Below are 19,542 nucleotides of genomic sequence, written 5' to 3' on the forward strand. Positions count from 1 at the left end.
AAAAATAGACTGATATTATTTTTTTGTAATCAATTTATCCGTTCGGGAAGCCTCATTATATTATCGACAGTTTGGTTAGCCAACGCCAACACCACAAAAAAAGCATTTACTATCCATAACCTAGTATGTGCTGGTATTCCAACAAACCAAATACTTTCTATTTCCTTAAAATAGGGATAACTTATCCCTAGCGAAGAGGATATTAGAATAGCGTCCTTCGCGTGTTCACTGTGGATATCAATCACAATATGCCCTTTACTATCAAAAAAGTAGTAGGGTAAACAATAACCAGTTGCGCAAACAATCGCATCAAAATGCTTATCACCCTCTCCCCAATCGATTCGCCACACATCAGGGCTGCGCGCCGAAATTGAGATATCACCGATCTCTCCTTTTTGTACAAAAAGAACACCATTATCTATATATTGCAGAATTTTCCGTGCATTAATTAATGGAATCGATGATAAGTATCGATGAATTATCTTCATAAAATCGGGATGAAAAGAACCCACAAAATAGGATGTGTTAGCTAGATGAATTTCATTCATTACATTCAAAAAGTTGACTGTAATATCTTGCCATTGGCACTTTCCTTTCTCAGCAATAGAGATTTCTTCATAAAGTCGATCGCGATAATTTCTGACAAAAGAGAACTGGTCTCGCCACGATTCATTTGTGTGTTTTTTGAGAAGCCCAACGAAGTATTTAATATAGCTATATTTTAATGAATCTACAGTAGGCATTGTACTTCTACGCTCTCTGAGCATCATTATTATTGACGCCAGACGATCTTGGTCAATAATAGCATCATCAGTACATCTCATCAAATAAGTTCGGACGGCAGGAATACTTCCTGAAGGCGATATCATGGTGACCTGATGACTTTCACGACAAAGTAATATTGCTGTATCTATTGCTGACAGCTTACTACCAATAACAAGTACCCGAGAGTGAGCGGGAATCCGGGCTAACATATGCATTTCTGGATAAGGGCTGCGAATAAAGGTCGGGTGAGATAAGCACAGACTAAACGCATCAGGAATGCGAGAACAGCCATAGCCCGTACAGAAAACGACATCTGTCACCACCAGTGATTGAGGTTTTAGAACATCGCCAAACATAACTGAATAACAACGAGGAGCATTTATCTTCAACGAAATAAATAAGTGAGGGATATGGATAACCACAATACCGTCTCTATGCGCGATAGCAAAATACTCACGAAAACGGTCCGCCAAATAATTGCCTACCCATTTCCTGGGAACAAAAGATTCAGTGGTAACAACGTGACCACTGGCGATTAGATAATCATAAAAATCAAGCGGTTTATCTGCCAATATTGACATGGTATCTACTGAGGTATTACACAGTACATCTTCATCTACATTGGAGAACGCCATGCCAGGGCCAATGGGTGAAGGTTCAATAATATAAATAAGTTGTGTAGCATGACGCAGCACCGCAGCAATAAATGTGGCGACTCCCGCAACACCACCGCCTATAATAGCAATACTTCTTTTTTTAGAGCTCATAATGTTATTCCGAAGATATACTTTAATATTATCACTCGATAGTTTAATTATATAATTACTTAATAATAATCATCGTATCATTTAACATATCTAAAGATAGTAAAAAATAAACATTCCATTTCTTATAAAATATGATACAAGTAAAAATAAAATTTAAAACTATCAAATTTAATAGTTATTAATTATATCTTATATAGTATAAGAAGTTACGCTAATAGTTATGTCAATAAATTATTAATAATAACCATATGAATTATCAGTGTGTTTATTTATATCGTAACCAGCATAATAGGTGTCAAGACTCGCCAAATAGCATCAACTGATAAACCATAATGTCCATGTAAAAAGCACTGTTATTACCCTTCCACCTACCATTTTTATGCAACTCTCTTTGTTCTCCCCCTCAGGATCATGATGCCAGTCACAAACTGGGAAAGCAGCTATTTCATCCATGTAAATAGCATTTATAGATATGGGGAAAATGGCTATCGAGGCAGTAGAGTCCACCTACAGGAAATGTAGTGCAGATGTAAAATCTGCTCCTGATAAATCTTCATTTTTTTAAAAACATAAATAAAACTTTAGTAATACAGAATATTGCGTCAACACCTAACTACGATAGCCTCAACCTACATTAGCTCCGGGAGCCTTAGATGAAAAAACTGAGTGTAAAAACGTTATTGGCGGCCAGTCTGTTTAGCATGATGGTGTGCTCAGGCAGTGCTTTGGCACAAGAAGTCGAAGTCGTCAATATTTCGAAAATCGCCGGAATGCCTTGGTTCAACCGCATGGGCGAAGGGGTGGAACGCGCCGGTAAAGATCTCGGCATCAAAGCCTATCAAGTCGGCCCATCCAGTACTGATGCCCCACAACAAGTGAAGATCATTGAAGATTTAATCGCCAAAAAAGTCAGCGCCATCAGTATCGTGCCAAACGATGCTGATGTGCTGGAACCGGTATTCAAGAAAGCGCGCGATGCTGGCATCGTGGTATTAACCAACGAATCTCCGGGGCAGCCTAGCGCTAACTGGGATATCGAAATCATTGATAACGCCAAATTCGCTGCCGATAACGTGGAAGAAATGGCAAAAGCTATGGGCGGTAAAGGCGGCTATGTGATTTATGTGGGTAGCCTGACCGTACCACAACATAACCTGTGGGCCGATTTGTTTGTTAAATACCAGAAAGAGCATTACCCGGAAATGTTTGAAGTGACCAGCCGTATGCCTGTCGCTGAGAGCATTGATGACTCACGCCGTACCACACTGGATTTGATGAAAGCGCATAGTGATTTGAAAGGTATTGTGGCTTTCGGTTCACAAGGCCCGATTGGTGCAGGCCGTGCAGTGAAAGAAAAACGGGCGAAAAACAATGTCCATGTGTTCGGCATGATGATCCCATCTCAGGCTGCATCGCTGGTTAAAAGTGGCGATATCGCCATGGGCGTGACTTATGACCCAGGTTCTGCTGGTTATGCCATGACAGCGGTAGCGGATAAAGTGCTGAAAGGTGAGAAAATCGAAACAGGCATGGAGATCCCAGGAGTAGGTAAAGCGGAAGTTGATCAAGCTAAACACCTGATTCAGTTCCACAATGTGTTGCGAGTTACCAAAGATAACGTGGATTCGCTGTATTGATTCACTGAGTTATTGCAGAGCCGGATGCCCTGTCCGGCTCTGATATTAATACCCGCTTGGATCAAGAGGATGTAGGATCTATGCAGCCATTTATTACCCTGGAAAATATCAGTAAAACCTTTTATGGCGTCAAAGCGCTGGATAAGGTGGCTATGACCCTGTTACCCGGTGAGGTACATTGCCTTGCAGGGCAAAACGGTTGCGGCAAATCCACACTGATCAAGATTATCTCCGGTGTTTATCAACCCGACACCGACGCCACGATGACTATTGATGGCAAAACCTATTCAACCCTGACTCCCATTGAATCTGTCCGACTGGGGATTCAGGTGATTTATCAAGATTTATCATTATTCCCCAACTTGACCGTGGCTGAGAATATCGCCATGAACCATTATCACCATCATCTGTGGGTGAACAAACGTCAGATGCGGGAAACCGCCGAGCGTGTCATCAAGAGCATTGATGCCCATCTTAATCTGGATGAATTGGTTGAAAACCTCCCCATTGCCCAGAAACAGTTAGTCGCCATCTGCCGTGCGCTGGCGCAGGATGCCCGGCTAATTGTGATGGATGAACCGACCGCATCGCTGACCCGGCAAGAGGTTAACGGCTTGCTGCGGGTGGTGCATGAACTGAAATCACGCAATATCTGCGTGGTATTTGTCAGCCACCGGTTGAGCGAAGTGCTGGAAATTTCAGACCGTATTACCGTGCTCAAAGATGGTAACTGGGTCGGAACCTACCCTGCCGCTGAAGTTGATAATGCACGGCTGGCCTGGCTGATGACCGGTATGAAATTTGATTTTCAGGTGCTGCCACCCTATAGCGCTTCGCTTGCGCCAGTGCTGGCAGTGGAAGAGCTTTCCCGTGGCAACGAATATCACGATATCTCACTGACATTGCATCCAGGTGAAATTGTCTCACTGGTCGGCTTATTGGGTTCTGGCCGCACAGAATTGTGCCTCAGTCTATTTGGTTTAACTGCACCAGAGTCAGGCACCATTCGTATCAATGATAAGCCGATGTATTTTACCAGTAACCGCGATGCTATTGCCGCTGGCGTGGGTTATGTCTCAGAAGATCGCATGAGTACCGGACTGATCATGGAACAATCAATTCGCGACAATATCAGCGCCACCGTTTTACACCGGCTTAAAAACACTTTCCACCTGATGCGTACCGAGCGAGTCGATACATTGGTCGAAGACATGGTTAAGCACCTATCTATCAAAATTGGTAATAGCGATTTACCGGTCAATACCTTATCTGGCGGTAATGCACAGCGTATTGCCATTGCCAAATGGCTGGCAACCGACCCACAAATATTGATTCTCGACTCACCAACCGTTGGGGTAGATATCGCCAATAAAGCCGGTATTTATAATATTATCAATGCACTGGCAGCTCGGGGGATTGCGGTATTAATGGTTTGTGATGAGATTGATGAAGCCTACTTTAATAGCCACCGTATTTTAGTGATGCGGTCTGGGCGGCTGGTGCAGGAGTTCTTGCCAGGTAACAGCAGCGAAGCAGCCATTGCGGAGGTAGTAAATGGCTAATCCCCATGCGCTTAATAAACCTGATGTTGGTAAAACAGGTCTATTTAATAAAGAACATCTGAAACGCCATGAAGTGATGTTGGCTTTCACCATATTGATTATTTCGACTTATCTTGCTTTCACCAGTCCAGATTTTCTGACGCTCGCCAATATTTATGACTTGATAAATAACTATGCCATGTTGACCATCTTGGCCTGTGGCTTATTTATCGTATTGATTTCTGGCGGTATTGATATTTCATTCCCGGCGATGACCATTATCTCGCAATATGTCATGGTGACATTAATTGTGAAGTTTGGTGGCAACTTCCCGGTGGCTTTCGCACTAGCCGGTGGTATCGGCTTATTATTGGGGTTAATTAATGCGCTGTTAGTTAATCGCCTGCGCGTGCCGTCTATCATTATCACCATTTCCACGCTGAATATATTCTACGGATTGCTGCTGTATCTCAGTCGTGGTGTTTGGCTATATACCTATCCGGAATGGTTCGAACATGGGCCAATGCTGTTCTCCTTCACCGCCGCCGATGGCTATGACTATGGTCTTTCGTTACCCATATTGACATTGCTGGCGACTATTATTGTCACAGCTCTGCTGATGACACGCACCAGTATTGGTCGGCAAATTTATGCATTGGGCGGTAATCAGGAAGCAGCCTCCCGCATGGGATTCAGCATCCTCAAGCTGCAACTGTTTGTTTATGGCTATATGGGCTTTCTATCCGGCATCGCCGGTGTAGTGCAGTCCTATACCGTCTTGACGGTAGCGCCCGACTCATTGCTCGGTTATGAACTCACCGTGCTGGCAGCCGTGGTGCTGGGTGGCACCAGTATTGTTGGCGGGCGCGGCACCCTAACCGGCACTCTGCTGGGGGTAATTTTGTTGGCAATATTACAAAATGGTTTGAATTTACTGGGTATTTCGTCGTACTGGCATACCGTGGTTATCGGTTTGGTGATTGTCATCAGTATCAGTGTGACCGCCTGGGGCCAACGTCATAAGGTAGGGATATAACCATGTCGAAAACAACTCAACGTGATCATACCGAGCGCTGGTTACTGGCTTTACTGCTGCTGGTTTCTATCGGGTTTAGCCTGTTTATTCCTTACGTGTTCTGGTCGACGGCTAACTTTCAATCTATCGCTTCACAAATCCCGGTCGCCGGAGTATTAACACTAGCGATGGCGATTACCATGCTGACCGGCGGTATCAACCTGTCAATTATTGCTACTGCGAATGCCAGTGCACTGGTAATGGCCTGGGTGTGTACCCATCTGGAGCCCACATTCAGCTCAATGGTATTGATGTTGCTGGCAGGAGCTTCGGTCGCTTTGGTGGTGGGGCTTATCAATGGGGTGCTTATCTCGGTGGTGCGTGTCTCCCCTATTTTGGCGACACTGGGCATCATGACCTTGCTCAAAGGCGTGAATGTGCTTATCTCTAAAGGATCGGCGATTTCTAATTTTCCTAACTATGTGCTGGCGTTAGATCGCAGCTATTTTCTCGGGGTTCCGGTACCACTTTATCTGTTTGCTGCGGTGGCGTTGGTTATTTGGCTTATTTTGGCCAAGACCCCGCTTGGCCGCCAGATATACCTGTCCGGTTCCAATGAAAAAGCCACTTTCTTCTCCGGAATTAATACTCGCCGCACGTTGATTTGGGTGTACGTGATTTCATCGTTACTGTGTGCCGTCGCGGCCTTGTTGATGATGTCCAAGCTAAACTCGGCCAAAGCCTCCTATGGCGAATCACTGTTACTTATCACTATCCTGGCGACGGTGTTAGGCGGGGTTAATCCTGATGGCGGGTTTGGTAAGATTGTCGGCATTGTGCTAGCACTGTTCCTGCTACAAATGCTGGAGAGCGGGCTGAATATCATGGGCGTGAGTAGTTATATCACCATGGCCCTGTGGGGTTCATTACTGTTGGCATTTATCTTTGTCAAAGGTGCGAAGATCCCAGCGTTTCGTTTCTTACGGCAAAATAAACCGTCAAACTAAACACAATTTAGCCAAAAGAAAAGGCTGGCGATTCATACCAGCCTTTCTATTAATAGCGGTAAAATAAGCTATTTCACGTTACGCTAAAGTTACTTAACTTCGCCCATCGCTTTCAGTTTTTTCGACAATTCACGGCGTTCTTTAGACAGATCTGCGTTTTTGATGATGTATTCATCGACACGATCTTCGTAGTCAACACGCATGTTAGCGATAATGGCTTGGACCTCTTCGATGCTCATCCCTGGCTTGATGTATTCACTCAGGTTATCGAGCAACAGAACGCGTTTTTGGTTATCACGAATTTTCTTTTCGTTATCAACGATTTCACGCTGCAACTTGTTTTTGCGACGGAACATACGCACAAACTCCAAAACGTCCTGGAAAGTTGGCTTACTTGCATTATCCATTTTCACACCTTCACTTAAGTTTTACACAAATTCAATTGCTGGTGACCAGGCTATGTGAACCATACCGCTTTGTTATGCCTGATGACAAGATTCATTGGCTAGACTTATCTTACCCGCTTTACCCGTCAGACAGAAATATCATCTGCCTGAATCCAACAATAGATCACCTGCGTAAAGTCATATTAATCAGATCGTCCAATTCCTCAAGCTGTTTGGTTAACTCCATACTCAGCCAAACATAGCCATAAATCGGTGTTTCTATCTGCTGCTCTTGCGTCACGGCCAACATCAATGATTTCAACTCAGTAGAGATTTCACTCAGCTCACCGGCAACTTCCCGCTCACGAGCAGGAGATCCATCGCGCAGGCTGTCACTTAATGTATTCAAAGTGCGGATTGTCATCAACTGAGTACTGCGCAAGCCTTTGGCATTGAGCATAATAAAATGGCTTTCCCGCGACGACCAATAAGCATCCACCAGCAATTCTAGCGTGCAAATCAGGTTGCGGCTCAGTGTCTGAATAGCCTCAAAAACGTCTTTATTAATATGAGATTCTTTACTGGCAGGCGCAATAAAAGTACGCATTTTAACCGACTGACTGAGTGCAGCTTTTAATTTAGGCTCTAACCGCGGGCGCTCGATAACATTGGGCGATAAATAAGCCGCATAGATTTGGCTGATGGCCCGCAGATTATCACTCATCTGCATACGCCAATGGGTGAAAGCGCGTTGTGGATAGACACTGGTAAAGACCAATGCCAATAATGAACCAAAAATAACATCGCCGCTGCGCCACAGAGCGGTAGTCATATCTCCTGGGGCAGATCCACACACCACCGCCAGAGTGATGCCGATGAGCAAAGCCATGTAGGGGCGCTTGCCCAACGTCAGGTAGCCGCACAAGAACATCACAACCCCACACCAGGTCAGCATAAGTGTTAAGGAATAAGACTCCAGATACAGAGCAATCAAGCCGGATATCGCACCAAAAACAGTCCCGCCAATACGTTGCATCGCTCTGGTCAGCACATTGCCCCAATAGGATATCGGCCCCATCACCACCACTAATGTGATCAGCGGCCAGGTACCTTCCGGAATAGCCAGTAAGCGAATAATCAGAAATGTTAAGATAAACGCTAACGTAATACGTAAAGCGTGCGTAATGCGGTAATGGGTGTAGATCAGGTTATCCAATGGCGATATTTTTTTATTCAGGCGCACACATACCTACTTCTAAGAAGATACCAAAACCTAAGTTTAGCTGAGTTATTACGCGCTGGCATCGGATTAACCGTTACCAAAAGCAGCAGGGATAAATGGGGGGAATAAGTATTCCCCGTCAGGTATTGCCAGCCGGGAAATAAGCTTATTTAAAGTCAACCGCCATTTGTTGCACAATAGACACGCCAACGCTGGACTCGACACAACAAGCAATATAATCAGTGAAGCGTGGCGACCGCGGCATTCCCAAGCTGAGCAAACGTTCATTACTAAACCGCACGTTAAGCAGGGCAAATGCGCCATATAAGCGCATGGCTTTTAGCATTAGGCGCTCATTGCAGGGGCCAAAAATCCCTTTCAGTTGGTTACGCATTTGTACCAATGCACCGTATTCTACCTGGCAATAATCTGCCCCCATAGGTTTCTGTCGGGAAGCGGCTGACATCGCCTGATCAATCTGGGCAAAACTAACGCTATCTTTCTCGCCGGCTGAAATATGATAGATATTATCGGGTAAATTTGGATGCAGTAAAATACACACTAAAGCGTCTGCGCAATAATCGACTGGAATAACATCGATATAGTCATCCAGCGAGCACATGAACTTGCGTAGCATTAATGCCATGCGAAATACCCAAAAGATGCTGCTGGATGGCTGACAGCCCAGCCGGGTATGACCTACCACAATCGATGGTCGGGCAAATACCAAGGGTAGCCCTGGACATTCTTCAGCCAATAAGCACTCAATTGCTGATTTAGATTTAGTGTATTCCACCAAATGCGCGTCATCCTCTGCGGATAAAACCTGCTCGCTCACCACAGTATCGGCGTCGGGTGTGCAAGACATAGCTGTTCCCACATGGATGAATCTTTGTAAACCAGCAACCTGCGACATTCTTTTGCCAAAGGCTAATGTGCCATCGACATTCACTTTCCAGATTAGCGGGTTATTCCCGAATGATGCGACAGCAGCACAATTAATAACATGCGTCACCCCATCAATACGCGGGTCATTAATAAAACTGTCCGGTTCAGCTAAATCCCCTAATAAAATATGGCTAACATCAATTTTATTCAGTTGCCCATTAGGGAGATAAAATTTCGCCATATTCTCGCGAATACGTGTTAATCCCTGTTCCGGTGTATTAGCCCGGACTAATAATAAATAATTAAAATCTGAGTTTTCCAACAATAGCTTTTCGAGCATAGCTCCGCCCAGAAAACCTGTGGCACCGGTTAACAGAAGTGTTTTCACTTTGAGTCCTACTTATTATATTCAGTAGGCGGATTGTATGAATAGCTAAGTAAACGGCAGGTAAATATTAGTTGGATCGACACATTTTGACTGAAACATAATTATTTCAAAATAAATCCTGACGTCCCGACCCGCCTGAAATGATATTCTAGCGCTAATGTCGTGGGGCACTGCGGCTTACTGCGGGCAGTGCCTCATCATAAAGAATGACCATAGTAAAAAGGGTTAAACCGCATAATGTCAGATAAAAACAAGCAACCAACATTCTACATTCATGATTATGAGACTTTCGGTCAGCGCCCCGCGTTAGACAGGCCAGCACAGTTTGCCGGGGTTCGTACCGATTTGGATTTCAATATCATCGAAGAACCGCTGGTGGTTTACTGCGCCCCCGCAGATGACTACCTGCCGCAGCCGGAAGCCGTGATGATAACCGGCATCACCCCGCAACATGCCTTAGCCAATGGGGTGAATGAAGCCGAGTTTGCCCGTCAAATCCATCAAGCTTTCAATGTGCCCGGTACCTGTATTCTTGGTTACAACAATATTCGTTTTGATGATGAAGTTAGTCGCAATATTTTCTATCGTAATTTTTATGACCCTTATGCCTACAGCTGGCAAGGGGGGAACTCTCGCTGGGACTTACTCGATGTGATGCGCGCCTGCTACGCCCTGCGCCCCGAGGGTATTGTCTGGCCGGAAAACGAAGAGGGTTTACCCAGTTTCAAATTGGAGCATTTGACCAAAGCCAACGGCGTTGAACACTTGCATGCCCATGATGCGATGTCTGATGTGTATGCCACTATCGCTATGGCAAAGCTGGTAAAACAAGCACAACCGCGGCTGTTTGATTACCTCTATCAGCACCGTAGTAAACACAAAATCAACGCATTGATTGATATTGCAGATATGACACCGCTGGTTCATGTATCTGGCATGTTTGGTGCGGCACGGGGCAACACCAGTTGGGTTGCCCCGTTGGCATGGCACCCTGAGAATAAAAATGCGGTGATTATGTGCGATCTGGCGGGTGATATGTCACCCCTGTTAGAGTTGGATAGCGATACACTGCGTGAGCGGCTTTATACCCGCCGCGACAAACTCAGTGCCCAAGATGCCGCCGTGCCACTGAAGCTGGTGCATATCAATAAATGCCCGGTACTCGCCCCCGCGAAAACTCTACTACCGGAAAATGCCGATCGTTTGGGCATTGATCGCCAACGCTGCCTGCAGAATTTGCAATTATTGCGGCAAAATTCGCAAGTCCGTGAAAAAGTGGTCGCCCTATTTGCAGAGGCCGAGCCTTTTGCTGTTTCTGATGATGTGGATGCTCAGTTGTATAACGGTTTTTTCAGTGATGCTGACCGCGCTACCATGAAAATCATTTTACAAACTGAACCGCAAAATCTGCCAGCACTCGATCTGACCTTCCAAGACCCACGGTTGGAAGCATTGTTATTCCGTTTCCGCGCACGTAATTATCCAAATACGTTGACTGACAGTGAGCAGCAGCGCTGGTTAGAGCATCGTCGCGAAGCGCTTAATCCAGAAAAAGTGCAAGACTATGTGCTGCAACTGGAGGCGTTATATAACCAGCATGAGGATGATAAAGAGAAGCTGGCACTGCTGAAAGCCCTGTTTGACTATGCCAGAGATCTGGTGAGCTAACCCCACCAGTGATAAATAGCCAATAAAAAATGGAGCCATTTTCAGGCTCCGTTTGAGGTTAATGACAAAGTGCCTGTAGTGGTGAAAACAGGCAGATCGTAAAGACGCCGTAAACCCTTCCGTGGGGGCTCGACCCGCGCCTTCCCTGGCGCGGACGCTTTACTCTTCTACCTGCCTTCACCTTGCAAGATCGAGTCCTCAGGGTTTGTCAGCAGTCTGAACGGAGCTATTTTCAGGCTCCGTTCTAGTCAACTATCACTTAATAGCAACACAGTTACTGTGCCAGTTCACCATTAAACTGTGGCAGTGCCTGACGGAATGCACGGGTTTTCCAGACCATATAAAGCAGGCCAATTGCGCCCCACACCAAGCCCAGCGTCATTGAGCTACTTTCCAGGTTCATCCACAGCACACCAACCGTTCCTGCGCCAATCATTGGCAGAACCAGGTAGCTGAAATGATCCCTGAACGACTTGTTACGGCGTTCACGGATATAGAACTGTGAAATCACCGACAGGTTAACGAAGGTAAAGGCCACCAGCGCGCCGAAGTTAATCAATGCCGTTGCTGTCACCAAGTCAAACGAGATAGCAGACAATGCTACGCCGCCAACCAGCAGTACGTTGATTGCCGGGGTACGCCATTTCGGATGCACGTAACCAAACACTTTCTCCGGGAATACTCCGTCTCGCCCCATCACATACAGTAGACGCGAAACACCGGCGTGTGCGGCCATACCTGATGCCAGTACGGTGACACAGGAGAAGCACAGAATAACTGACTGGAAGAATTTACCCGCAACAAACAACATGATTTCCGGCTGCGACGCATCAGGATCAGTGAAGCGTGAAATGTCTGGGAAATAGAGTTGCAGGAAATAAGACACCACAATAAAGATCACGCCGCCAATCAATGCCGTCAGGAAAATCGCTTTCGGGATCACTTTGCCCGCATTCGGGGTTTCTTCAGACAGCGAACTGATGCCATCGAAACCAAGGAATGAGAAGCACAGTATCGTGGCCCCGGTTATCATCGGTACCAAATGGGCATTTTCAGAATAGAACGGACGTGGGCTCACCAATGTGCCCGCACCTTCCCCCTGATAAACACCATGAATCAGCAGCCCCATGAAGACCACCATGATTGCCACCTGAACCACAACAATAACCGAGTTCAAGTTGGCTACCACGTTGATGCCACGCAGGTTGAACAGCGTCATTAGGCTGACCAGCGCGCCAACAAAAATCCACGATGGCACACCAGGGAAAATCGCTTCGAGATAAATTTTTGCCAACAGAATGTTAATCATCGGCATGAACAGATAGTCCAGCAATGATGACCAACCCACCATAAAGCCAACATTGGGGCTAATGGATTTCTGGGCATAGGTATAGGCCGAACCCGCGGACGGGAAGCGCTTAACCAATTTGCCATAGCTGATGGCAGTGAACAGCACCGCTATCAACGCAATGGCGTAAGAAGTCGCGACGTGACCATCGGTCAAGCCGGAAACAATGCCAAAAGTATCGAAAATGGTCATTGGCTGTAAATAAGCCAACCCCATCATCACAACTTGTACCAACGTCAGTGTTTTTCTAAGTTGAACGCGGTTATTGGTGCCAGTTTGATTGGTACCGACTGCAACAGTAGCGTTATGCGTCATGATTCAGCCTCCCCATACCTTTAACCCAATTTGCAAGTGTAGCTCGCAGGTCAGAGGTGACGGGGAAACTTCGTATCTGCCTGGGATACGTAAGTGGGGAAACGAGAGCGGTGAAACGGGTATGTGCCATACCTGTTGCGCCATAATCGCTGCATGTGCAGCGCATACCGGTGGGCACCGGTGCCAGTGTGAATAATTGCCCCATCTTTCTTTCCTCATAACGGCGATTTTCGTATGTGAATAATCGCTCGCGGACCTGTTTATCTATCCGGATCGTTGTCCGGCCTCTTGATTTGTGAAAACACGAATGCAAAAAAATAACCGACGCGTTTAAACGTCGGTTATTGCATGGCGCGTATTTTGCCCTAACTTGGGAGCAAAAAACAAGATGTTAAACCGCTTGAAACAATATTCTTATGGCGGTTTGATCTAAACGGCTATTCCCGCATGCTATCAGCGTGAGCGGCAGTTTCTACCCGCTCAATCGCTGCCCACATTTTGTCTGAATTCAGCTCAACAGGCAGATAATGAATTGACTCACTCGGCTTCAGAATTCGGTTAATCACCAGCTCAATGGCAGCGCGGTCATTGATATCAACATCTAGTGCCGCCAGATGTGTCGGTAAGCCCAATTGATTAAATGCCACAATCAGTGATTGTAAGGCTTCATCCTGTTCCAACAAGGCGGTCTGAACCAATATTCCATAGGCGACTTTAGTGCCATGCAGGAAATGTTCAGTTTGTGGCAATAGTGTCAAACCGTTATGTACCGCATGCGCAGCCGCCACTCGGGTATAGCGCTCACCCAGCCCACCGACCATACCACCACCGGCAATAATGGCATCGACCACATCCAGGAAATCTTGTGTCAACTCACCCTGTTTCACCGCTTGCAATGCGGCTTCACTCTGTTTGAGCAACACATTGCGAATCTCCAAGGCAGCCTGTAGCCCCAAACGAACCGTCAAAGATAAAGTTTCTGGTTGTGGGCTAAGAACCACCGCCTCGTACCATTTCGCCAGGGTATCGCCAATCCCAGCCAGCAGATATTCCACTGGCGCTTGCAAAATAATGCGCGGCTCGACTAATACTAAGTGATTGGCATCTTTGAAAATTTCGAAATTCAGTGCTTGTCCGGCATCGTTATACCAAACTGAAAGCGGTGTCCAGGCCGCACAGGTCGCGGCAATAGTGGGGATTGCCACCAATGGCAAGCCAAGTTTACGTGCCACCACTTTTGCCGTATCTAATACCGCCCCGCCCCCAATGCCTATCACGACTTGGCGATCACTGCCCGCCGCACTCACCAAATCAGCCACAGTAGATTCACTGCAATGGGTCGAAAATGAAGCGCGCACCGCCTGAGGGCTGTTAAATTCTGCTGGCAGATAATCAATGGCCGCGGCTAAAGCGCGCGCTCCATAGATCCACAGCGCATTTTCCAGTGCCACCTGAGGATAAAACTCACTCAGTTTGCCGATAGCGCCTGGAAAAGAAAAATAGTTGGCAGGCCCCACCTGCACTCGGATTGCGTTCGTGCTCATGCCCCTGTTCCTTTTAAATCATTATTTATTTTAAGTTGTGATGTCATCTGCGTTTTCCCATCTTAAGGGCATACTTATCATTGTTTAATAATTTTTTGATATACCTTAACTATTTTAGTTTGTTGCGAATAATAGAAACTGTGTTAAAAAAGAATGATATCAGCAGCATTATTGACTGCCTGTTTCGTTACAATCTTTTATAGGGCAGTCATTGAAATTATGTCTACCATCACTCCCGCCCGCCTTGAGATGCGAAATATCTCTATCTCGTTTTCTGGATTTCATGCCCTGCAACAAGTTGATTTCACACTGGAAGGTGGTTCGACTCATGCATTAGTCGGTGCTAATGGTGCGGGTAAATCGACCTTGATGGCGATCCTTTCCGGGGCTCACAATCACTATCGCGGTGAGATCTTCATTGATGGTCAGCAGGTAGATATTCACTCACCACGTCAGGCAAAACAGCATGGTATTCATGTGGTTCAGCAAGAAGTTGATGTTGCGCTGGTGCCAACTCTGTCGGTAGCAGAAAATATTATGCTGGATACGCTGGCTGAACAGGGTCACCTGTTTAACTGGCCGCAACTGTACCGTCAGGCAGAAGCACTACTCGAGCAACTCGATCTCAAATTGAATGTGCGCCAGCGCCTGGAATCCTGCACATTAGCCGAAAAGCAGCAGGTGCTGTTGGCCCGTGCCCTTTCCCATCAATGCCGTTTTCTGATTCTGGATGAGCCCACTGCGCCACTGGATCAAGAAGAGAGTGCGCGTTTGTTTAGAGTGGTTCGCCGCCTGCAATCCGAAGGGATAGCCATCGTTTTCATTTCGCACCGCATTCATGAATTACGGGAAGTTTGTGATCAATTGACCGTATTACGCGATGGCCGCAAGGTCAGCCATGATGCAATGGGTGACCTGAGTGGTGAACAAATTGTCGAAAAAATGCTCGGCCATACCTTGGATGATATTTACCCCCCTCGACGAACCGCTTTCAGTGACAAAACCTTATTGTCCGTTAAGGGGTTACATGACCAACACAAGTTACGCGATATCTCCCTGACATTGCGTGAAGGGGAAATATTGGGGATTGCCGGGTTAGCTGGCGCGGGTAAAACCGAATTATGCAAAGCCTTGTTTGGCGCCACGCCGAGCCGGGTTGATCAGGGTGAATTACAGGGTAGACCGTGGAAACCACGTTCGCCAGACCGCTCTGTCGCGCAGGGGTTGGCTTTGGTGCCAGAAGAGCGACGTAAAGAAGGCATTTTTATCCACGAAGGTATCCCGATGAACCTGAGTGTGGCCGCTGATGACAGCTTTTCGCGCTGGAGTATTTTTAGCCGTCGCCAGGAGTTGAATTGGGCCAAAGAGCTCATTCAGAGACTGGGAGTCCGCACCTCATCGCCGCAACAAAAACTGGCCCGTTTATCGGGGGGAAATCAGCAAAAAGTGGCGATAGGTAAGTGGCTGCGCGGGAATGCCCAAGTGCTGATTTTTGATGAGCCAACCAAAGGGGTGGATATCAAAGCCAAACAGGATCTATTCAATCTGATTGATGGGTTAGCGCAGCAGGGAAAAGGTATTATTTATGCTTCCGGTGAATTCTCTGAATTAGTCGGTTTATGTGATCGTATCTGTGTGTTGTGGGATGGGCGTATTGTGGCGGAACTGAATGCCGCCGATGTCGATGAAGAAACATTATTACTATTTTCAACCGGAGGAACCCCTCAGTGAGTAAAGAAATACCCCTGCCAGACGCGCAGCCGTGGCGTCACCAGTTGTTTGATTTTCTCTACAAATGGGGGATGTTACTCACCGTTGTGGCGCTAATCGCGTTATTTGGGCTAGCCTCAGACAATTTTCTTGATCCCAACAATATTATCAACATATTACGCTCCATTGCCATTGTGACGGTGATTGCCATCGGCGTGTCGATTTCCCTGTCGATTGGCGGCTTTGACTTATCGGTCGGTTCCACCGCGTCGCTGGCGAATGCCATCGTCGTATCACTGTTTGTCTGGTACGGGTTTGGCACTACCGGAGCCATCATCCTGACCTTGCTTATTTGTACTCTGGTGGGGCTGTTTAATGCCTTTCTGATTGTGGTGCTGAAAATCCCCGATATGCTGGCAACCCTGGCCAGCCTGTTTGTGATTCAGGGCGTGGCCATGACGTACAGCTATGGCGGCTCTATCACGCAGAATATGCTGCTACCCAGCGGCGATATGGCGGAAGGCGTCATTCCTGAGATGTTTTCAGCGCTGGGTCAAGTGCCGGTGATAGTGCTTATTATGTTGGCGGTAACGATTGTAGTGCAGTTGTATTTGTCGCTGACCAAACATGGCCGACGGATGTATGCCATCGGTGGGAATCCGGAAGCGGCACGTTTGGCAGGCATTCGAACCGTGCGTTATCGGGTGCTGGCTTATGTATTGTCATCTCTGCTAGCGGCACTGGGTGGAATTTTGCTGGCATCCAGGATTGGCTCATCACAAGTCAATGCCGGCGGCGGCTATCTGATGGATGCCGTAGCAGCAGCCTATATTGGTTTTTCACTCGCAGGTTCCGGTAAACCCAATGCCTTCGGCACCTTAATTGGTGCGGTTATCCTTGGTGTGCTGCAAAACGGGCTGGTGATGCTGTCAGTGCCTTACTACGCGATGGATATTATCAAAGGATTGGTTCTCGCGATGGCGCTGGCACTGACCTATATTCATCAGAAGCGGTGATATACAGATAAGTGAAAGGCTGTACGTAGTATGCAGCCCTTTCATTTGATTAATTCAAAGGCATCCGGTTGGGGTCGGGATACTGATATTCAAACCCCAACTCACTGCAAATCTTACTGCCATCAATCTCGCGTGGTGCTTCCTCTGCCTCTTCTGGTGCAAACTCAGGTGGTGTCAGTTGTAACCCACGTGCGCACTCAGGGTAAAAATCGCGTTTGCGCGGATGGGCTGGCGCGCACAGGTTGTAAATATGGCCGCCTCTAGGCAGATTGAGCAGTAATTCGATGGCGGAGATGACATCTTCCTGATGTACCAAATTAACGCCCTGCGAACCGCCTTTCACATTGGTTTTACCCGCAAGGAAACGGCCCGGATGGCGATCTGTCCCCACCAGCCCCGCCAGGCGTAAAATATCCACCGAGGTATTGGGTAATTTGTGCAACCAGAGTTCGAGCTCTGCCAGAGTTTTACCTGCAGTAGTCACCGGTTGTAGAGGGGAGTTTTCTTTTATTCGGCCACGGGTTTCGCCATAAACCGAAGTAGAGCTGGTAAAAATAATGCGTGGTACACCGAACGCTAACGCACTGTCGACCACCATCTGCACCGCTTGAAAATACTGTTCGCCCCCATCAGCTGTACGGCTAGCTGGCAAAGTGATAACCAGTGCATCTACCGTCATTAACTGTTCTAAATCATCTGGGTCGCAAATCAGCTCCGGCGTCAGTTGCAGTTGATAGCAATTAATTCCGCTCATTCTGGCAGCTTCAACACCATCTGGCGTGGTTTTACTTCCGACAACCTGCACGCCACGACGGACCAGTGATTGCGCCAGTGGCATGCCCAGCCAGCCCAAACCAATAATGGCTACTTTTTTCATCTCAATTACCCTCGACCGGTTCATACCGACAACCCACTCCATACTAATAACCTACGCCAACCAATGTCACCTAACAATTACTCGATATTATGCGCGTGTTTTTATTTGTCGGCGTAATGACTATACGTAACAATTTCCTGCTTAAACTGACAGAAAAATGAGAGATAACCGCTAAAAAGAAAACGATTACTGGCCGATAAACCGCAACTTACCATTATGAAATAAAGCCGTCAGGTGAAAAAAAGGTTGCGCGCTACCCGCAGGATGGTTTACGTTGATTGACAGAAATTATGGCACGTCGCAAATATGGCTATTCTGATTATGTCAGGAAGCCCACACAGAGAAGCTACTATGAATCGCGTTCAATTTAATCACCATCATCACCATCATCCTGACTAGTCTTGCAGGCCGATGTGTGCTGGAAGACGGTTAACGAATCTTCCAGGTGGCGGTAGAACGCAATAGAGAAAGCCCTCGGAAGATTATCTTCCGAGGGCTTTTTTGTTGCTCACCATTTTATAAAGTTAAAAGAGAAGAGGATTTACCATGCTGGATAAAACACGTTTACGCATTGCGATGCAGAAATCAGGTCGCCTCAGTGACGATTGCCATGAGCTGTTGTCGCGCTGCGGGATTAAAATCAATTTACAACAACAACGCCTGATCGCCTTTGCTGAAAATATGCCAATCGATATCCTGCGTGTACGTGATGACGATATCCCAGGGCTGGTGATGGATGGAGTAGTTGATTTAGGGATCATTGGCGAAAACGTACTGGAAGAAGAGTTGCTGAGCCGCCGTGCTCAAGGCGAAGATCCGCGTTACTTCACCTTACGCCGTCTGGATTTTGGTGGTTGTCGCCTGTCACTGGCTGCATCGCTGGATACCGAATATACCGGCCCACAATGTTTACAAAATAAGCGTATCGCCACCTCTTACCCACACATTTTAAAGCAATACCTTGATAAACAAGGTGTGACTTTTAAATCCTGTTTGCTGAACGGTTCAGTTGAAGTGGCACCACGTGCCGGTTTGGCCGACGTCATCTGTGATCTGGTATCAACCGGTGCCACCCTCGAAGCTAACGGCCTGCGCGAAGTCGAAGTGATTTACCGCTCTAAAGCTTGCCTGATTCAGCGCGATGGCGAAATGCCAGCGGACAAACAACAGCTGATTGACCGCCTGATGACCCGAATTCAGGGTGTGATTCAAGCACGCGAATCCAAATACATCATGATGCACGCGCCAAGTGAACGTCTGGACGAAATCATCACGCTGCTGCCGGGTGCCGAGCGCCCTACCATTCTGCCATTGGCCGGTGACAAGAGCCGCGTAGCGATGCACATGGTGAGTAGCGAAACCCTGTTCTGGGAAACCATGGAAAAACTGAAGGCGCTGGGTGCCAGCTCTATTCTGGTATTACCGATTGAAAAGATGATGGAGTAAAG

At 47.0% G+C, this 19,542-nt stretch carries 16 protein-coding genes and 1 other annotated feature; of the genes, 9 read left to right on the forward strand and 7 right to left on the reverse strand.

All coding sequences use genetic code 11. From position 1 onward, the window contains the following. Positions 1-29: 29 nt before the first annotated feature. A complete protein-coding gene (locus QSV56_RS08915) occupies positions 30-1,532 on the reverse strand; it encodes an FAD/NAD(P)-binding protein (protein ID WP_050122634.1) in 1,503 nt (500 codons plus the stop codon). 701 nt (positions 1,533-2,233) lie between these two features. Here QSV56_RS08915 and QSV56_RS08920 point away from each other — a divergent pair. The 4 genes from QSV56_RS08920 (at position 2,234) to QSV56_RS08935 (ending at position 6,732) form a co-directional block, all read left to right on the forward strand. Beyond that, on the forward strand, positions 2,234-3,169 hold the full coding sequence (locus tag QSV56_RS08920) for an autoinducer 2 ABC transporter substrate-binding protein (protein WP_223300574.1): 936 nt from the start codon (positions 2,234-2,236) through the stop codon (positions 3,167-3,169). Positions 3,170-3,249: 80 nt separating this feature from the next. Next, complete coding sequence (locus tag QSV56_RS08925) at positions 3,250-4,731, forward strand: sugar ABC transporter ATP-binding protein (RefSeq protein ID WP_046695246.1); 1,482 nt, start codon at positions 3,250-3,252, stop codon at positions 4,729-4,731. Between the two features lie 76 nt (positions 4,732-4,807). Continuing rightward, positions 4,808-5,746, forward strand: coding sequence for an ABC transporter permease (locus QSV56_RS08930; protein ID WP_026018016.1), 939 nt, complete (start codon positions 4,808-4,810; stop codon positions 5,744-5,746). Positions 5,747-5,748: 2 nt separating this feature from the next. Then, positions 5,749-6,732, forward strand: a complete 984-nt coding sequence (locus QSV56_RS08935) for an ABC transporter permease (protein WP_005157737.1) — start codon at positions 5,749-5,751, stop codon at positions 6,730-6,732. A gap of 89 nt (positions 6,733-6,821) precedes the next feature. On the opposite strand, the gene tmaR is transcribed toward QSV56_RS08935, so the two are convergent. The 3 genes from tmaR to QSV56_RS08950 form a co-directional block, all read right to left on the reverse strand. Then, on the reverse strand, positions 6,822-7,139 hold the full coding sequence (gene tmaR, locus QSV56_RS08940) for a PTS system regulator TmaR (RefSeq protein ID WP_005157740.1): 318 nt from the start codon (positions 7,137-7,139) through the stop codon (positions 6,822-6,824). Between the two features lie 163 nt (positions 7,140-7,302). Further along, a complete protein-coding gene (locus QSV56_RS08945) occupies positions 7,303-8,361 on the reverse strand; it encodes an FUSC family protein (protein WP_050122631.1) in 1,059 nt (352 codons plus the stop codon). A gap of 145 nt (positions 8,362-8,506) precedes the next feature. Next, entirely contained in the window at positions 8,507-9,616 is a 1,110-nt protein-coding gene (locus QSV56_RS08950) for an SDR family oxidoreductase (protein WP_050122628.1), read from the reverse strand. A gap of 237 nt (positions 9,617-9,853) precedes the next feature. Here QSV56_RS08950 and sbcB point away from each other — a divergent pair, with 237 nt between their 5' ends. Beyond that, a complete protein-coding gene (gene sbcB, locus QSV56_RS08955) occupies positions 9,854-11,284 on the forward strand; it encodes an exodeoxyribonuclease I (RefSeq protein ID WP_050122624.1) in 1,431 nt (476 codons plus the stop codon). Positions 11,285-11,558: 274 nt separating this feature from the next. Here sbcB and QSV56_RS08960 read toward each other — a convergent pair whose 3' ends face one another. Next, positions 11,559-12,947 carry an APC family permease gene (locus tag QSV56_RS08960; RefSeq protein WP_019081005.1) on the reverse strand — a complete coding sequence of 463 codons (1,389 nt, stop codon included), beginning with the start codon at positions 12,945-12,947 and terminating at the stop codon, positions 11,559-11,561. A gap of 437 nt (positions 12,948-13,384) precedes the next feature. Beyond that, positions 13,385-14,491: an oxidoreductase gene (locus QSV56_RS08965; RefSeq protein WP_050162627.1), complete on the reverse strand. Its 1,107-nt coding sequence runs from the start codon at positions 14,489-14,491 to the stop codon at positions 13,385-13,387. 219 nt (positions 14,492-14,710) lie between these two features. On the opposite strand from QSV56_RS08965, the gene QSV56_RS08970 reads away from it, so the two are divergent. Next, positions 14,711-16,222: a sugar ABC transporter ATP-binding protein gene (locus QSV56_RS08970; RefSeq protein WP_026018017.1), complete on the forward strand. Its 1,512-nt coding sequence runs from the start codon at positions 14,711-14,713 to the stop codon at positions 16,220-16,222. Further along, the gene (locus tag QSV56_RS08975) at positions 16,219-17,217 is read left to right on the forward strand and encodes an ABC transporter permease (protein WP_019081008.1); all 999 of its coding nucleotides are present in this window, start codon (positions 16,219-16,221) and stop codon (positions 17,215-17,217) included. Before QSV56_RS08970 ends, QSV56_RS08975 begins: the two co-directional genes overlap by 4 nt. 49 nt (positions 17,218-17,266) lie before the next feature. Here the strand turns inward: QSV56_RS08975 and QSV56_RS08980 are convergent, their stop codons facing one another. After that, the gene (locus tag QSV56_RS08980; RefSeq protein WP_050122620.1) at positions 17,267-18,094 is read right to left on the reverse strand and encodes an SDR family oxidoreductase; all 828 of its coding nucleotides are present in this window, start codon (positions 18,092-18,094) and stop codon (positions 17,267-17,269) included. A 351-nt stretch (positions 18,095-18,445) separates the two neighbouring features. Here QSV56_RS08980 and hisL point away from each other — a divergent pair, with 351 nt between their 5' ends. Further along, positions 18,446-18,493 (forward strand): his operon leader peptide, encoded by a 48-nt coding sequence (gene hisL / locus QSV56_RS08985; protein ID WP_002231208.1) that lies wholly within the window; start codon positions 18,446-18,448, stop codon positions 18,491-18,493. Next, positions 18,469-18,599: a sequence feature (His leader region), on the forward strand. (Overlaps the previous gene by 25 nt.) Before the next feature lie 41 nt (positions 18,600-18,640). Then, positions 18,641-19,540: an ATP phosphoribosyltransferase gene (hisG, locus tag QSV56_RS08990; protein WP_004388789.1), complete on the forward strand. Its 900-nt coding sequence runs from the start codon at positions 18,641-18,643 to the stop codon at positions 19,538-19,540. The last annotated feature ends 2 nt before the right edge of the window (positions 19,541-19,542 follow it).

The sequence above is a fragment of the Yersinia sp. 22-579 genome (assembly GCF_030433455.1).
GTDB lineage: Bacteria > Pseudomonadota > Gammaproteobacteria > Enterobacterales > Enterobacteriaceae > Yersinia > Yersinia enterocolitica.